At 59.2% G+C, this 14,497-nt stretch carries 15 protein-coding genes; 8 read left to right on the forward strand and 7 right to left on the reverse strand.

The window, feature by feature from the left end:
- Nucleotides 1–10: 10 nt before the first annotated feature.
- The 4 genes from Enr8_RS20205 to Enr8_RS20220 form a co-directional block, all read right to left on the reverse strand.
- Complete coding sequence (locus Enr8_RS20205) at nt 11–388, reverse strand: iron chaperone (protein WP_146435102.1); 378 nt, start codon at nt 386–388, stop codon at nt 11–13.
- A gap of 11 nt (nt 389–399) precedes the next feature.
- Nucleotides 400–723 (reverse strand): YbjQ family protein, encoded by a 324-nt coding sequence (locus tag Enr8_RS20210; protein ID WP_146435105.1) that lies wholly within the window; start codon nt 721–723, stop codon nt 400–402.
- A 33-nt stretch (nt 724–756) separates the two neighbouring features.
- Nucleotides 757–1,380 (reverse strand): hypothetical protein, encoded by a 624-nt coding sequence (locus Enr8_RS20215; protein WP_146435109.1) that lies wholly within the window; start codon nt 1,378–1,380, stop codon nt 757–759.
- Between the two features lie 70 nt (nt 1,381–1,450).
- Nucleotides 1,451–2,608, reverse strand: coding sequence for an FAD:protein FMN transferase (locus Enr8_RS20220; protein ID WP_146435112.1), 1,158 nt, complete (start codon nt 2,606–2,608; stop codon nt 1,451–1,453).
- A gap of 117 nt (nt 2,609–2,725) precedes the next feature.
- Between Enr8_RS20220 and Enr8_RS20225 the strand changes: the two genes are divergently transcribed.
- Complete coding sequence (locus Enr8_RS20225; RefSeq protein WP_146435114.1) at nt 2,726–3,691, forward strand: cytochrome c; 966 nt, start codon at nt 2,726–2,728, stop codon at nt 3,689–3,691.
- Between the two features lie 5 nt (nt 3,692–3,696).
- Here Enr8_RS20225 and Enr8_RS20230 read toward each other — a convergent pair whose 3' ends face one another.
- Nucleotides 3,697–5,001 carry a hypothetical protein gene (locus tag Enr8_RS20230; protein WP_146435116.1) on the reverse strand — a complete coding sequence of 435 codons (1,305 nt, stop codon included), beginning with the start codon at nt 4,999–5,001 and terminating at the stop codon, nt 3,697–3,699.
- Nucleotides 5,002–5,078: 77 nt separating this feature from the next.
- Nucleotides 5,079–5,603 (reverse strand): ATP-dependent Clp protease proteolytic subunit, encoded by a 525-nt coding sequence (locus tag Enr8_RS20235; protein WP_146435119.1) that lies wholly within the window; start codon nt 5,601–5,603, stop codon nt 5,079–5,081.
- Nucleotides 5,604–5,816: 213 nt separating this feature from the next.
- Between Enr8_RS20235 and Enr8_RS20240 the strand changes: the two genes are divergently transcribed.
- From Enr8_RS20240 to Enr8_RS20270, 7 genes are all read left to right on the forward strand, one after another.
- On the forward strand, nt 5,817–6,350 hold the full coding sequence (locus Enr8_RS20240; protein WP_146435121.1) for a hypothetical protein: 534 nt from the start codon (nt 5,817–5,819) through the stop codon (nt 6,348–6,350).
- 233 nt (nt 6,351–6,583) lie between these two features.
- Complete coding sequence (locus Enr8_RS20245) at nt 6,584–8,086, forward strand: hypothetical protein (protein WP_146435124.1); 1,503 nt, start codon at nt 6,584–6,586, stop codon at nt 8,084–8,086.
- Nucleotides 8,087–8,192: 106 nt separating this feature from the next.
- The gene (locus Enr8_RS20250; protein ID WP_146435126.1) at nt 8,193–8,834 is read left to right on the forward strand and encodes a hypothetical protein; all 642 of its coding nucleotides are present in this window, start codon (nt 8,193–8,195) and stop codon (nt 8,832–8,834) included.
- Between the two features lie 412 nt (nt 8,835–9,246).
- Nucleotides 9,247–9,744, forward strand: a complete 498-nt coding sequence (locus tag Enr8_RS20255; RefSeq protein ID WP_146435130.1) for a hypothetical protein — start codon at nt 9,247–9,249, stop codon at nt 9,742–9,744.
- Between the two features lie 188 nt (nt 9,745–9,932).
- Nucleotides 9,933–10,595: a hypothetical protein gene (locus tag Enr8_RS20260; protein ID WP_146435132.1), complete on the forward strand. Its 663-nt coding sequence runs from the start codon at nt 9,933–9,935 to the stop codon at nt 10,593–10,595.
- Nucleotides 10,592–11,590 (forward strand): hypothetical protein, encoded by a 999-nt coding sequence (locus Enr8_RS20265; protein WP_146435135.1) that lies wholly within the window; start codon nt 10,592–10,594, stop codon nt 11,588–11,590. The genes Enr8_RS20260 and Enr8_RS20265 overlap by 4 nt, the downstream gene beginning before the upstream one ends.
- Before the next feature lie 205 nt (nt 11,591–11,795).
- Nucleotides 11,796–12,701: a sugar phosphate isomerase/epimerase family protein gene (locus Enr8_RS20270; protein ID WP_146435138.1), complete on the forward strand. Its 906-nt coding sequence runs from the start codon at nt 11,796–11,798 to the stop codon at nt 12,699–12,701.
- A gap of 361 nt (nt 12,702–13,062) precedes the next feature.
- On the opposite strand, the gene Enr8_RS20275 is transcribed toward Enr8_RS20270, so the two are convergent.
- A complete protein-coding gene (locus Enr8_RS20275) occupies nt 13,063–14,343 on the reverse strand; it encodes an AAA family ATPase (protein ID WP_146435141.1) in 1,281 nt (426 codons plus the stop codon).
- Between the last annotated feature and the right edge of the window lie 154 nt (nt 14,344–14,497).

Here is a 14,497-nt window from a genome sequence, read left to right on the forward strand (position 1 = left end):
TTGGCTCGCTCTACCAAAACGAGTCATCCTCGCGTGCGGCGACCACCTCGACGCAATGTTCGGCCATCCGGCGAATCAAGTCTTCCGGCACGTCGTCGGTATAGCCAACCTGCAAATAGTTCTTGGTCGTCCGGTAGTTCTTCAACTCTTTCTGGAAATGTGCCAGCGTCGCCGCCGTCGGCGCAAAGGTGCAGTGCGACTTGAATGCTGCAAAGGCGAACAGAAACCGCGGTTCGACAAAGAACGGCGTGTTCCACTTGATCGCCTCTTCGGCATCGGGAGCGACGCTCTTGAGGATGGCGTAGATCTGCTTCAGGTGCGACTTCCCGGCAGGCGGTGCAGCCGCGATGTACTGGGCGATTGTCGTTGGCTTTTGCTTGGCTGTCATCAACCGATCGCCTACTCCGTCTTCCGCAGTCGGACCGCCGTTCCATATGCCAAGACTTCGGTCGAGCCCTGCATGAACTCGGTTGCGTCGTAACGCATGCCGATGATCGCGTCGCCGCCCGCCTCGTGGGCATGTTGCAACATCAGTTGAAACGCGTGCCCGCGGGCTTCTTCGCAGACCGCGACATATTCTGGAATGTTGCCGCCGCCAATCGAACGCAAACCGCCAATCAGCCCGCGACCGATGCCGGTCGAGCGAACGACGATGCCGCGAACGACGCCGAGGTATTCCGAGATTTCGTGGCCGGCGACTTCGTTGCCTGTGGTGACGATCATGGTTGGTCTTTCTGGGAATAGTCCATAACTGGGTCAGGGACCCAGGCGGACCGAAAAATCTGGGTTGGGATGCAGGTCGCGTTGGAAAGCGATCACTCGACAATCGGGGAGACGTCGTTCGAACGCGACGATCGCTTCGTCAGAAATGCCGTCGCAATCCAAGAATACATAGTTTAGGTCATCAAACGTGGCGACGTCGTTCAGGCAGTCGTCCGTCAGTAGGCTGTTTTCCAAGTAGAGATCGGTGATTTGGTCGAGCCCATCGGTTTGTAAGATTTCCCGCAACGCTTGATCGTCGATGCCCGGACCGATCGAGAGTTGATAAACATAGGGCAGAGGAAATAGGTCTCGGCTGACGCTTGCGCTGGGGTAGTCGGAAAGTTCCGCGAGAAGCTGCTGATGTTGGCGTTCGGCGGAGTAGATCAAGACCACATAACTACACGCGGCGATCGCGATCATCGTCGTCAACGAAATGCCGAGCGTTCGATTGAGACGCCAAAGACGTCGCACGAGCCAGAGGCCCGCTACCAGCGCCAGAATGGGCAACGCGTAAAGACGCAAGGTAAACAACAAGAGCAGGAGGACGACGATCCCGGTGTTTCGAAGTGCCTTGCTGCCGCTATTGTCGACGCCAAGTTCTGGAGAGGCTTCGGCCATGCTGATGAGCAGAATTGGTGAATAGTAGGAACGGAACAGGCGGCATCAGGAAGCAATTAACTTACTTGAACTAGCTTGCCTCCGGAACAAACTTCTCTTCAATATTCCCACAAAACCGCAGCTCAAACGTATTCCGCCGCGAACCTTCCATCGCAAACAACACGCCGATCTCGGGATGCGCCTCGCAATACTTGGCCGTTCGGTCAGGGCCCATCACAAAGCAGGCGGTCGACAGCGCGTCCGACAGCGTCGCGGTCGGGGCGACGATCGTGGTCGACAGGACGCCGGCGGCGGGCCAGCCGGTGCGTGGGTCAAGCACGTGTCCGTAGCGTTTGCCTCCTTCGACAAACGTTTGATGGGCGGCGCCGGAGGTTCCGAGCGCTTCGTCCTGCAGCACCACCTCGCCGATTCGCTTGCCAGGCAAATAAGGATGGGGAACGCCGATTCGCCAGCCGACCGCGCCATCGCCGCGCATCCGTGACCCGCGAGCCAACACGCTGCTGGCGCCGCCATGAAAGAGAAAGTTGGTGATCCCTTGGTTCACCAGAAAGTCGGCGACCTTGTCCAGCGCGTACCCTTTGCCGATCCCGCCCAGGTTGATCTCCATCTCTTCTTGTTCATAGAAGACCGAATGATCGTCGGCACTGAGCGTTAGGTTTTGGCTGCCGACTTTGGCGAGCGCCTCGGCTAGTTCTTCCTGGCTCGGCACGCGTCCTTTCCGCTGATAGAAGCCCCAGATCTTGGCGAGCGGTCCGGCGGTGACGTCGAAGGCGCCGTCGGTTTCGGCATGGATCTGCTTGGCCAGGGTTAAGAGGTTGAAGAAGCCTGGCTCGATCTTGATCGGCGCGTAATCGGCGGCGGCGTTCAGTTTGCTCGCTTCGCTGTCGCTGCGATATATCGAAAGCTGCTGTTCCAGGTCGTCGATCAGGTCGAGCCCGGCGACCGCCGCTTCGGCCCCCAGCCGATGTTGCCCGGCGTTCAGGAAGATGGCGAACGTGCAGGCCATCGCCTGGCGGCTGACTTCAATCAGGTAGGTCGAATCGGGCTCTTCCGGTTCGCGGGGCGCTGCGGCTTCGGGCGATATTGGTTTCGCTAGTTCGCCAGCGGGGCGGGCGGCCGGTTTTATCGATGATGGGGGCGGAAGGGGCTCGGCCGTAATGTCATGCAGCGCGTCGACGGCCGATTTTCCCCGTAAAAAGTCGCGTCGGTTCGATTTACGAGCACTCATCTGGGCCGTTTTAGGTTCGATTGCTTGCCGAAAACTGTTTCGTCGTCGATACTTCGATTATAGCGCTCCTCGCAGGCGACGTATGCCTGCCCCCCAGCGAAAAGGATCTCTCTCGTCATGCCAGTTGCCCGATTTCTCGCTTTAACGCTTACGATCGCCGCCGTCGGAACGGCCTCCGCTCAACAACCCGAGCGACGGGCGAAGTTGCCGGACAATTTTGACAACACCGGCGCATCGTTCGTTTTCTCCCGCGACGTGTTTGGCGAATTGCTGACCGGCGAGCGCCCCGCGGCGCTCAGCCAAAAAGCGGCCGCGCCAGCGATGGTCGCGAGTGGAGGGGGAATGTCAGGCGGCACAGCGGCGCCGGGCGACGAGCCGGCATCTGGCGGCAGCGACTGGAGCTTTATCACCGCCGAAGTGATCCAGGACGAGGTGAAGGCGCTCAATCTGGAGTTGGCCCCAATCGCGATGAACATCCGCGAGTTCAAAGGGGGCGGCTATGCTGTTTGCCGCCGCAACTTTACCGAACTGGCGATGCTGTTCGAGATCATCAACAAAACGTCGCAAGACGTGCGCTGGAAAGAATCGTCCCTGGCCGCGCGCGACGCGTTTTGGAAGACGGCCGACGTTTGCAAGGTCGGTACCGATCAGTCGTTCGCTTCGGTCAAAGATCGGGCCCTGATTCTCGACGACATGGTGCGCGGCAGCACGCCCAAATTCAATGACGATGGTAACCCGGAAGCGACCTGGGAAACGATCGCCGATCGCCCGCCGCTGATGCAGCGATTGGAGACCGGCTTCGACAAGAAGCTGAAGAAATGGGTCGCCAGCGAATCGGAGTTCCGCAGCAACAAGTCGGAGATCCTGCACGAAGCGCAGATCATCGCCGCCATCGGTCAGGCGATGAAGCAAGAAGGCTTTGACTACTACGACGACGAAGACTACGTCGGCTACTGCGATCAGATGCACAACGCCGCGCTCGACATCATCAAGGCGGTCCGGAATGACGATCCGGCGCTCGCCCGAGAAGCGGGCGGACAGGTCGCGGCCGCTTGTTCCGATTGCCACGGCAGCTATCGCTAATTTTTCTACTTGGCGGCGAAGCGGGGGAGCAAGATGATTTCATCCTCCCCGCCATCGACGGCCGCCACGACAACCCGCTGCGGTTCGATCCGTATTTGATACGGCTGGCCGGTCAGCAGATTGGTTGGCGGCGATTGCGGCGGCTCTTCGCCGGTCGCCAGGTCGAGGGCCAGACTCCACGCGATCGATAGCGCGTGGTCGCGGGCCGCGATTCGCTGTTGTTTGTCGATATCGACCAACAGCCACCGGGCGGCGACAGTTGGGTAGTCGTTCGTGCCTTCAAACGCGGCCAATTGAGCATGGAGCTGCGCCAACAATTCTGCTCGTTGGTAAAACGGCAGGCGGCAGCTTTCGATGATCGCCCGCATCTGTTTCAGGTAGACCGTTTCGTCGTAGTTCAGGCTGCGGGTGACGGCCCGGGTGATCGCTTCCAGCTCGTTCTCGTTCTTCAGCTCCAGGTATTCCTCGCGCGAGAGGGTCGAGAGAAACTGGCCGTCGCGAATCAATTCGTACTGATGCAGTCCGCAGGCGCGATCGGCGATCCAGGCGTCGGCGTCATCCGGCCAGGCGGCGGCATGGCTAGAGAGCGTCTTGCCGACGGTCGACAACTGCTCGCGGGTGACGTCGGGCTGCTGGGCGAGAGCCGCCACGGCCGTGAACGCTTCTTCTCGCAGTTCGGCCGCGGTCCGACGAGCGTAAACATGATTGACTTGGCCGAGTCGCGATGCGAATTCGAGCGCGAACGCGGCGTGGATCGAGGCGGCCTCCAGGTCTTGATCAGCGATCGCCACCGCAGCCGCCAATGTCTCTAGTCGAGCGGCTGCCTTGGTGCATTCCACGAAATGGACGTCGGCCAGATAGCCGGCCGTCGGTTGCCAGAAATATTTCCACTGCGGCATTTGCAGCGCCGCGCGGCCCAGGTCGATCTTCTGGCGATGCCGCACAACGTAAGCATGCACCTTTTCCAGCGTCAGCGGCGGAAACTGGAAGTCTTTGTTGGGTAGCCAGGCGTCGGTGCTGTTGACCACCTGGTCGGCGACCGGCCCCGGGTAGATCTTCATCAGCGCCACGACGCCGTTTTGAGGCGGGTTTTGATTCGCAGCGAGCGCTTCTTCCAAAGCGAGCGGCGACTGTTCGGCGTCGATGATCGGCGTGACCAGCTGCGACAGCTCGGGGTGATTCACCTGGCGGGTCAGCGTCAGCCGGCCATAGTCGGTCGGCTTGTTCGGATCGTGCACAATTTTGCGTTCACCGCAGCCGCAGAGCAGCAGCGCGGCGAAGGCGACAAGCGCATTTTGCAACGAACGCATGAACATCGATCAGCCAAAGACGCCGGGCATGGGGAAGGCGATTACGGGACGGTTCCGCCGATCGTAGCAAAACCGGCTCAGAAAAGCTCGATCAATTCGGCCAGCCCGGCTTCGACCATCTCGGGCCCGGTGACAAACCGGCCGGGATGGGTCCAGTTGCTGATCATCTTCTCGTCAGCGTCAAACAAGCGTGCTAGCAGAGCGTCCATTTCCTCATGCAGGAACTTGTAATGCCGTACCCACTCGCTGGCTTCGACCAACTGGATGTTCTCTTCGCTTTGCCACTTCATCGGGTGGAAGAGGAGGACGCTCCACTTGGTGACGTAGCGGCGACGACAGGCGGCGAACGGCCAGATCGCCGCTGAAGAACATTCGCCAATCACGATGCCGGTGGCGTCGAGGCGGCGGAGCTTGATCAGCGAAACGAGGGCCGCTGCGGCGTACGAACTGCCGCCGGGAGAATCGAAATAGAGCGTACATTCGTCCCCCTCAGGCACTGCCAGGAGCTTTTCGTACAGGTCTCCGATATCTTCGCCCAGCTCGCCGGAGATCGCGATTTCGTAGGTTTCGGGCTCTTGGTCGTCCTCATCGTGGTCGTTCACGCGGCGTTCTCGCTAGAAAGTGGGAAAATCGGAGCGTCACGGCGCAAATCTCCGCGGCAGCTCGGCGATCGCCCCGTTTCGACCTGAATTCAGGCCAGGGGAGGCGAACCGCCAGTCTGGCATTGTATGATAAAGAGATGTCTTGTCGGTTTGAGCCCGGCAGACTCCGCTACGAAAAATTCCTTCCCCCCTTAGACCAACAAGAGGTATTCCGTGCGACAACATCAAATTCTGGCCGCTGTGGCCGCCGTTCTTGTGCTGGGGACCGCCACTTTCGCCGCCGAACCGACGAAGCTGGACCTATCCGACGGCAAGATGACGCTGGTCGCTCCTGAAAGCTGGAAAAAGGTGGAGCCAGCGGTGCGAATCATCGACTATGAATTCTCGGCGCCCCCCGCCGATGACAGCGGCCAACCGGGACGCATCACCGTGATGGGCGCCGGCGGCAGCATCGAAGCGAACGTTGATCGTTGGGTCGGCCAGTTCAACGGCGCCGTCAAACAGCCGATGAAAGAAGAGAAAATCGCCGGTCAGACGGTTTATATCGTTGACATCTCGGGCGATTTCCGCGATCAGCGCGGTCCGTTCGCCCAAGCGACCGTCAAAAAGGACTACCGCATGTTGGGGGCGATCATTAAGAGCGAAAAAGCGGGCCAATACTTCATTAAGTTCACCGGTCCAAAAGCGACGGTCGAGCACAATGAAAAGGCGTTCAAATCGATGGTCGATAGCCTCGAAGTGAAGTAACATCGCTTCAAAACCGCAACCGTCAGAAAAGCGGGCGAGAAATCGCCCGCTTTTTTATTGCGCTGTTGAGCAAGGAGATTTCGCCCCACGAATCTCGCCGACCCTCCTTTTGCTTAGCTGAGAGCTATATTAGCTTGGTCAATTCTAGCGGACCGGGCAGATTGTAAGCACTTTGACGACAGTAGCGATCGTAACGGCAGTTGCGTTCGCCCGAAAATCGGCGAGGCGAATCGATGAAGGTTGAACAGTTTCTCAAGCATCACGGCATCCACTCGAATCCGTTTGCGGTCGAAGACGCGCAGACCGATACGTTGTTTAAGACCGGCTGCATTGACAGTACCTATCACCCCGCGTGGCAAAAGGTGTATGGCGATCCCCGCGATCCCTCGACGTCGATCGTCTTTGGCGAAAAGGGCGCCGGCAAGACTGCGCTGCGCTTGCAGATTGTCGAGCACGTCGCCAAGCACAACGAAGAGCAGCCTGACTCGCGCGTCTACATCATCGAGTACGACGACTTCAATCCGCATCTCGATCGTTTCCGCGATCGGATGTTCGGCCGCAATCGCTATCCCGAAAAAGCGCTGAAGCAGTGGAAGCTGTGGGATCACATGGACTCGATCCTGTCGATCGGCGTCACGCAACTGGTCGACCAGATCCTGGAGACCCGCAACGCCAAGCCGTCGGCCTGCAAAATCGCCGCCGCCGACGCCAGCAAGCTCGACCGCAGCCAGGCTCGTGATCTGCTGCTGTTGGCCGCTTGCTACGATCAATCGACGGCCGAGACCTTCAAAGAACGGTGGTCGCACCTCCGCCGCAAGTTGCGGTTCTGGAATCCCAAGTCATGGTGGCAGTTCGCCACCGGCGCCGTCGTCTCGGTGGCGACGATCGCGCTGCTGACCGCGATGCTTTCGCGCGGCAGCGAAGCGGCGCAACCGCCCTGGTGGCTGTACTTGGTCATTCTGCTGGCAGGTTGGAGCCCGTGGTTGTGGAAAGCGCTTTGCGCGACTTGGAAAGCGTGGGGAATCGTGAAGCATGTCCGCACCGGCAATCGCGAGTGTTTCTCGCTGAGCCGGTTGCTGATGAACTTCACCTTGCCCGAGGTGTCGTCGCAGCCGCTGCCGACCCATGATCGTACCGACGACCGCTACGAAATGTTCGACAAGTTTTTCGGCGTGCTCCGTTCGCTCGGCTGCGCCGGCATCGTGGTGATCGTCGACCGGGTCGATGAACCGCACCTGATCAATGGTTCGCCCGAGCTGATGCGGCTGCTGCTGTGGCCGATGCTCGACAACAAATTTCTGAAGCAGCCAGGAATCGGCTTCAAATTGCTGCTGCCGATCGAACTGACGCAATTCGTCGATCGCGAGACCAAAGAGTTCTATCAGCGGGCCCGGCTCGACAAGCAGAACATGATCCCGTCGCTGCAGTGGTCGAGCGAAGCGCTGCAGGACGTCGCCAACGCACGGCTCGCGGCTGTTTCGGACAAGAAACCGGCCCCGACGCTGCGGGATTTGATCGAGCCGACCGTGTCGGACCAGCGGCTGCTCGAGGCGCTCCGCTCGCTGCGGGTGCCGCGGCACTTGTTCAAGTTTTTGTACCGGCTGATGGTCGCCCATGCGAACGCCTATACCGATCAGGCGCCGCAGTGGCAGGTCTCAAGCCAGACGTTTGATTCGACGCTAGCTGTATATCAGCGCGAGCAAGACGCGTTTGATCGCGGTCTGGGCGCCGGTTAATCCCGGGTCCTGTCGATCGCAGGTCGGCGATTGACATTGACTCATGTCGACAGCTTTGCAAGATTTGCGCCTGCGAAGCGAGTTTTCCAAGGAGGGAAAAGAAATCATGCTCTATTCACGTTGTGCCCTGGTTCTGTCGGCCGCCCTGTTGTTGGTCGGCTGCAATCAACAAAACGCCCCCGAAACTGCCGAAAACAACGGGGAAAACGTCGAAGTCAACCCGATTCAAGATCCGTTGGCGCTCGCGTCAGTGGATCCGAAGACGGCGGTCGAATCCTTCCTGGCGGCGCTGCGTGACGGCGATAAAACGCTGACCTCAAAACTGTTGACGCAAAAAGCGCGACAGGAAACCCGCAAGCACAACCTGGCGATCGACCCGGTCGGAGCGACCGGCGCCAAGTTTGAAGTGGGCGAGACGATCTACATCACTTCCGAAAAACGGGGCGCCCACGTCGAGAGCCATTGGTTTGACGTCGACCCGCAAGGGAAAGCGGTCTCCTACGAAATCGTCTGGATCATGCGTCGCGAATCAGGCGGCTGGCGCGTGGCCGGCATGGCGACCGAACTGTTCGCAGGCGAACCGCCGCTGGTCCTGCCGTTTGAGAACCCGGCCGAAATGTTCGAGGCTCAAAAGCTGGCCGAACGAGAAATTCAGCGTCGTGGGGGGGCCAGCACTTCTGAGGTAATGCCGGCCAGTCACACCGCTCGACCGGGCGAAGGCGCCGGAAGTCAGTACTTCCAGCGATAGCAATTCCGGGGGGATAGGCGAGAATTCGCCACTCCAATCGGTAAATTACGGTGCAAACTAAAGCAAGCCCTCCTTTTTGGAGGGCTTTTTTCGTGCGCCCTTAACACTCACAACGGATGTAACCTGTAAATCTCCATGATCTTACGTGGGTGACTTAATTTTACTAAATTCCGGCTTGGCTGGTTGACTTCGTTTTTGGAGTTGATAATTTAACGGCCTATGCTGCGTAGTGCATGCGACCTGCGTATTCGGCAAACTTTATCACAGGATGTTCGCTGAATAAGCAGTCTGTAGAGCTGGGGTCGATTACGAACTGTCCTCGCAGAGGACGCGACCTACGGCTCTTGCGTTGTGGCGTGAAGGTTCCCCCCTTACGCTTCAAGTACTGTAGAGTTTCTTGGAGGATTCTGACATGAATCGCATTTTTGGACTTGGCATCGCGATCTTCTTCGCGATCGTCGGAATTTCCTTGGTCGGTGGTGAGCGTGAGGCGACCGCCGCCCTGGGTTGCAATGGTTGCAGCGAAGCTCCGGCTTGCTGTGGCGTCAAAGATTGCTGTGGTCTGTTCGGCCTGAAGTGCCGCCCGAAGTGCCACTGCGGTGGTCTGCTGAAGCACCGCAAGAAGTGCTGCGGACTGTTCGGCTGGAAGTGCAAGTGCAGCTGCTCGGCTGAGCCGACCTGCTGCGCTCCGGAACCGGCCTGCTGCGCTCCGGAACCGGCCTGCTGCGCTCCGGTGCCGACCTGCTGCGCCCCGGAACCGACCTGCTGCGCCCCGGAAACGAGCTGGGCCGCCCCGGAAGCTGCCCCGGCCGCTCCGGAAGCCAGCCCGAGCGATGAAGCTCCGGCCCCGCCGGCCGAAGCCAGCATCCGCATGCCGGTTCGCGTCCACACCGTCAGCTTCCGTCGCTAGTCGACCGGAAAGGCATGCACCCGGCGGTCGCCCTGTGACGGCCACCCGCATTGCCTGACGTTGGGTTCAAAGATCGGGCTCCCACTTGGGAGCCCGATTTTTTTATGCGCTTCCCCAATTTATCGCGACCTACCTTTGATTAAACTAGAAAACGCTGCATCTTCGCCGGCTTTCCTAGATTGGCCAATATGACCACGCCCCAACCCTCCACTCCCGATCCGCAGCCTCTTTCGAGCAACGTGCGATCGATTCTCTCCCTTGCCCTGATTCCCTATCTGTTTGGACTTTGGGTGTTGCTCAGTTGCCCGCTGGGGAATGAGTACATGTCAGGTTTGCATCGGCGGTTGGGGGGACTCTTCCAGTCGACGATGGGAGAGATGCTCGGCATTAGCGTTACCGGCAGTCCCTACTACGTCCATAGCGGCGATCCCTTCAGCGACGACCACCTGCTGGAATTGGAAGTGACCGAAGGACCGGGCAAAGGCGAAACGATTGTCTTCAACGACGCGTTCGTCAGCGGATCGCAAGCGGAGACGCGTCTCCGCACGCTCGCCGCGTTCATTGCGGTGCAGGCTCGCATGGGAGAAGACGGCATTCCGGCCCAGTTCGCCAAGTCGCTTGCCGCCCAGGCGTTTGCCGACAGCGGCGCCAAGCGGGGCGTCTTTCGCGTTCGTCGTCACATGTTCCAACCGATGGAACTGGAAGTGGGCGCCGCGACCGATCCCAATGCTCTTGGCTACTTTGAACAAATCTATGAAGCCGACGTCTGGTTGGATCGAGACGGTCAGGTGCAAGTGTTGAAACGCGACTCGCTGGAACATGTCGCCCCCGCCGTGGAGAGCCAATCGTGATCGACGCAATCAAAGCCTATTTCGCCGACCTGGCTCGCCAAACGACCGATGCGTGGACCTACTTTTGGTTCAAGGCTTCCGAAGCCAAAACGCTAAGCATCCTCCGGATCGGACTGGCGTGCGTGGCGCTGTTGTACGTGTTGGGATACACTTCGGATCTAACCTTCTGGTTTGCCGGCGACGGCGTGCTGCCGGTGTCGCGGGTCTACGAGATCACCGGCGTTACCGATCCCGAGTACAGCGCGTCGTACTGGTCGTTGCTCTACTTTTTTCAAGATCCGACCGATCTCTGGATCTTGCATGTCGTTACCATTTTGACGTTGCTGGCGCTCGCCTGCGGATTGTTCTCCCGCGTCACCGCGGTGATGGCTTTCGTCTTGGTGTTGTCGTACGCTCAGCGTTCGCCGATCATTTTAAGCGAACTTAGCGAACCGCTCCTTTGCCCACTGCTGCTCTACCTTTGCCTCGGACCATGCGGGGCCCATTACTCGGTCGACGCCATCTGGCGACGCCGCCAAGGTAAGCCGGCGATCGGCAAGACGTACGCCGCCAACATCGCGACCCGATTGACGCAGGTTCATGTGTCGATGTTCTTCGTCATGATGGGGCTCAGCAAACTGGGGGCAAGCTATGTCTGGTGGAATGGCGCCGGGATGTGGAACGTGTTGGCCCGGCCCGATTCGCCGCTGGTCGACTTCAAGTTTCTGCGGTCGAGCCCGCTGCTGGTCTACGCCTGGACGCATGTGATGGTGTTGTTCGAGATCGGCTATCCGGTCGGAATCTGGATCCGTCCGCTCCGTCCGCTATTGATCGCAGTTTCCATCCCGATTTGGATCCTGTACGCTTTAGCGAGCGGCAATTGGTTATTCGCCTTGCTGATGTTGGTGATGAACCTGGCGTTCTTCACGCCGCTGTCGGCGAAACCAAAGTCGGAACAGGTCGCAACCGGCGACCAGGCCGAACCTGCCGCTGATCGCATTCCCGCCCACGTCTAGCAGTCCGTTGATTTTCTCGACGGACTGCGTGATCGCACGGATGCGATCCCGAAATAACGACGTAAGTCGTTATTTTGCGAGCCGCGAAGAGCTATGCTCTGAGCCTGGCGAGGTTGAAAAATGCCACGAGGGCATTTTTCAACAGGCAGCTAACGTGCGCTAGACGTACCCATACCCATCCAAATAGCAGGTAGGAGACCTTCCTGTGAATCGAACCACGCTGAACCGTCGTCAATGGATCACGGCCTCGGGGGCCATCGCCGCCGCCATCGGCACGCCGCAAATGGCGACCGCCGCCGAGCCGATCTCTAGTCGAACCTCGCCCCACTTCAAGTTGAGCCTGGCCGCGTATAGCTATCGCCGGCTCTTGCAGGGGGACAAGCCGCAACTGACGTTGGCCGACTTTATCGACGACTGCGCCAAGATGCAGCTCGACGGTACCGAGTTGACCTCCTACTACTTCCCGCCGAACGTTACGACGGACCAACTGCTGGAATTGAAGCGGCAGGCGTTTCTGCTTGGTCTCAGCATCAGCGGCACCGCAGTCGGCAACGACTTTGGGCATCCGGCCGGTAAAGAGCGCGAACAGCAAATCGCCGACGTCAAACGCTGGATCGACAACGCGGCGGTTTTGACCGCGCCGGTAATTCGCATCTTCGCCGGCCATGCGAAGAAAGGCGTTCCGGCCGATCAATCGCATCGCTTGATGGTCGAAGGGATGCAGGAAGTTTGCGACTACGCCGGCAAGCTGGGCGTGTTCCTGGCGCTCGAAAATCATGGCGGCCCCACCGCGACGGCCGACGGATTGCTGAAGCTGGTCAAAGATGTCGATAGCCCCTGGTTTGGCGTTAATCTCGACACCGGCAACTTCCATAGTGACGACATCTACGCTGAGCTGGAGCAAGTTGCTCCGTACGCACTGAACGTTCAGGTGAAGGTTGTCGTCTCGGGCCCCGACAAGAAGAAGGTCCCGACCGACTTTGCCCGCATCGCAAAGATCCTCCGCGACGCCAACTACCGCGGCTTCGCCGTGCTCGAATACGAAGAGAACGAAGACCCGCGGGTAGAATGCCCGAAGTACGTCGAGATTCTTCGCGAAGCGCTGGCGTAAACGAAACCGGACCACAGCCCGCACGTTTTTTGATCCCCCATCCTCGTAGGGTCCGCTGTGCGGACCAAGAACCTGCCCCAACGCCCGTTTGGCAAACAACCCCAACCGGACCGCCACGTTCCAAAATTTCCCAATTGCCAAACACCGCCCGCATCTTCATCAGCCCTACCGGGGCGATCTAATAGCGGTGCCGTTTATCGGTTCGTATCCTGCCATGGACTGGACCAACGGTTTGCATTTTTTTGCTGGCCGACGTCGATCGGGACTGGACCGCAGTGCACGTTTTTTTCGAGCCCCCATCCGCGTAGGGTCCGCTGTGCGGACCAAGAGCCTGCCACATCGGTCATTTGGCGCCCGTTGCTCATGCTTGTTGAGCAGGTTCGTGGTCCGCACAGCGGACCCTACGACTGGATCGCCCCGTTTCATTTTTTTCGTTCTCCGGCGGCAACGTATATCGCTTGAGCGTCGAATGGGGTTCTTTCGGCATCTCGACAATCTTCCCCGCGGTCATCATCCGGTCCCAGGTCGGGCCGAACTTGCTGCCGCTCATGCCGCTGTTGCTGCGGATGTTGTATTTGCAGAGGCCGTTTTCACCAGCGTCGAGCAGGACGCGGCGAAGTTGCGACTCGAGCTTTTCGAATTTCACGTCTTCTTTCGCCTGCTTCGCGGCGGCTTCGATCTCGGTCGCTTCGCGCAAGCGGACATTCCAGCGGCGGCCCCCCTCATCGGTCAGTTTGCCTTCGTCGATATCGACGCCCCATTCGCCACCTTGCCCGGCGTAGCCGCCGATCGACAGCCACAGCTTGTGTTGCCCGCTGCCACTTTGAAACGTTTCGCGGCGATTCACCAGCAGCCATTGCTGGGCGAAGTCGAGACTGCCGGCCAAGATCGAGGCGTCGAGTTTGCCCGGTTTCATTTCTTTGCGAGTTTGCACGCAGAGAATCGGCGTGGCGCCGGCATTCGAAATGGTTTTCACCAGCGTTTGAATTGCTTCGGCCTGCTTCCGTTTGTTGGTGGAGCCAAGACGCAGTGGATCGATCACGACGACTTCCAGTTCAAACTTCTCGATCCACTCCCTCAGGCTCTCCAGGTTCTCTGGAGCTGCCGGCTCCTCGACCGCCATGAACCACTGCAGGTTGTCGAGCGTTGGGTTTTCCTCGCGGGCAGCGCTCCACCGGACCGCCAAGTCGGTGAGCTGCGATTGCTTGTTGTCGGCGCCAACAAAGCCGACGCGGAACACCTTTTCGGCGGCGAACTCCCCCAAAAACTTGCCGCCGGTCGCGAGCGCCGCGCACAGATCGACCGCCAGCGACGACTTTAATGTCTTGCTCGGGCCAACGATCACCGCCGGTTCGTTCTTGGTGAGCAAATTCGGGAAGAGCCATTCTTGCGGCTTTTTCTCGGCGAGCATTTCGGCAGTCGAGAGCGTGCGATGAGTCTCTTTCGCTTCTTCGCCGTCGCCGACGTCGATGCGGAAGAAGTCAATATCTTTGGAAGCGGAATCGTCACTGGTCAGCGCGTCGAGCCGCTCGATGATTTTCGTTCGGTCGGCGGCGAGTTGTTCGGCAGTTTCCTTCGCTCGCAGCTCTTTCCGCAACTGACGCATCCGGGTTTGGAACTTCTGAATTTGGGCTCGGCGCATGAGATTTCCCTTGGTTTGTGAAAACAAAATCTGGGTGCCACTGGCCTTCAGCCAGTGTCTTCCGTGAATCGATATCCAGCTCCGTACTTCGACCGCGTCACTTCGATCTGAAGAGCACTGGCTGAAGGCCAGTGGCGCCCGGCGAGTGAGATCT

Origin of the sequence: Blastopirellula retiformator (assembly GCF_007859755.1) — a bacterium.
Lineage (GTDB): Bacteria > Planctomycetota > Planctomycetia > Pirellulales > Pirellulaceae > Blastopirellula > Blastopirellula retiformator.

Excerpts from the sequence above, each read along its gene's own strand:
- Enr8_RS20210 (WP_146435105.1), bottom strand. The coding sequence starts at position 723 with ATGATCGTCACCACAGGCAACGAAGTCGCCGGCCACGAAATCTCGGAA.
- Enr8_RS20205 (WP_146435102.1), bottom strand. The coding sequence starts at position 388 with ATGACAGCCAAGCAAAAGCCAACGACAATCGCCCAGTACATCGCGGCT.
- Enr8_RS20225 (WP_146435114.1), top strand. The coding sequence starts at position 2,726 with ATGCCAGTTGCCCGATTTCTCGCTTTAACGCTTACGATCGCCGCCGTC.
- Enr8_RS20230 (WP_146435116.1), bottom strand. The coding sequence starts at position 5,001 with ATGCGTTCGTTGCAAAATGCGCTTGTCGCCTTCGCCGCGCTGCTGCTC.
- Enr8_RS20215 (WP_146435109.1), bottom strand. The coding sequence starts at position 1,380 with ATGGCCGAAGCCTCTCCAGAACTTGGCGTCGACAATAGCGGCAGCAAG.
- Enr8_RS20255 (WP_146435130.1), top strand. The coding sequence starts at position 9,247 with ATGAATCGCATTTTTGGACTTGGCATCGCGATCTTCTTCGCGATCGTC.
- Enr8_RS20260 (WP_146435132.1), top strand. The coding sequence starts at position 9,933 with ATGACCACGCCCCAACCCTCCACTCCCGATCCGCAGCCTCTTTCGAGC.
- Enr8_RS20220 (WP_146435112.1), bottom strand. The coding sequence starts at position 2,608 with ATGAGTGCTCGTAAATCGAACCGACGCGACTTTTTACGGGGAAAATCG.
- Enr8_RS20245 (WP_146435124.1), top strand. The coding sequence starts at position 6,584 with ATGAAGGTTGAACAGTTTCTCAAGCATCACGGCATCCACTCGAATCCG.
- Enr8_RS20250 (WP_146435126.1), top strand. The coding sequence starts at position 8,193 with ATGCTCTATTCACGTTGTGCCCTGGTTCTGTCGGCCGCCCTGTTGTTG.
- Enr8_RS20275 (WP_146435141.1), bottom strand. The coding sequence starts at position 14,343 with ATGCGCCGAGCCCAAATTCAGAAGTTCCAAACCCGGATGCGTCAGTTG.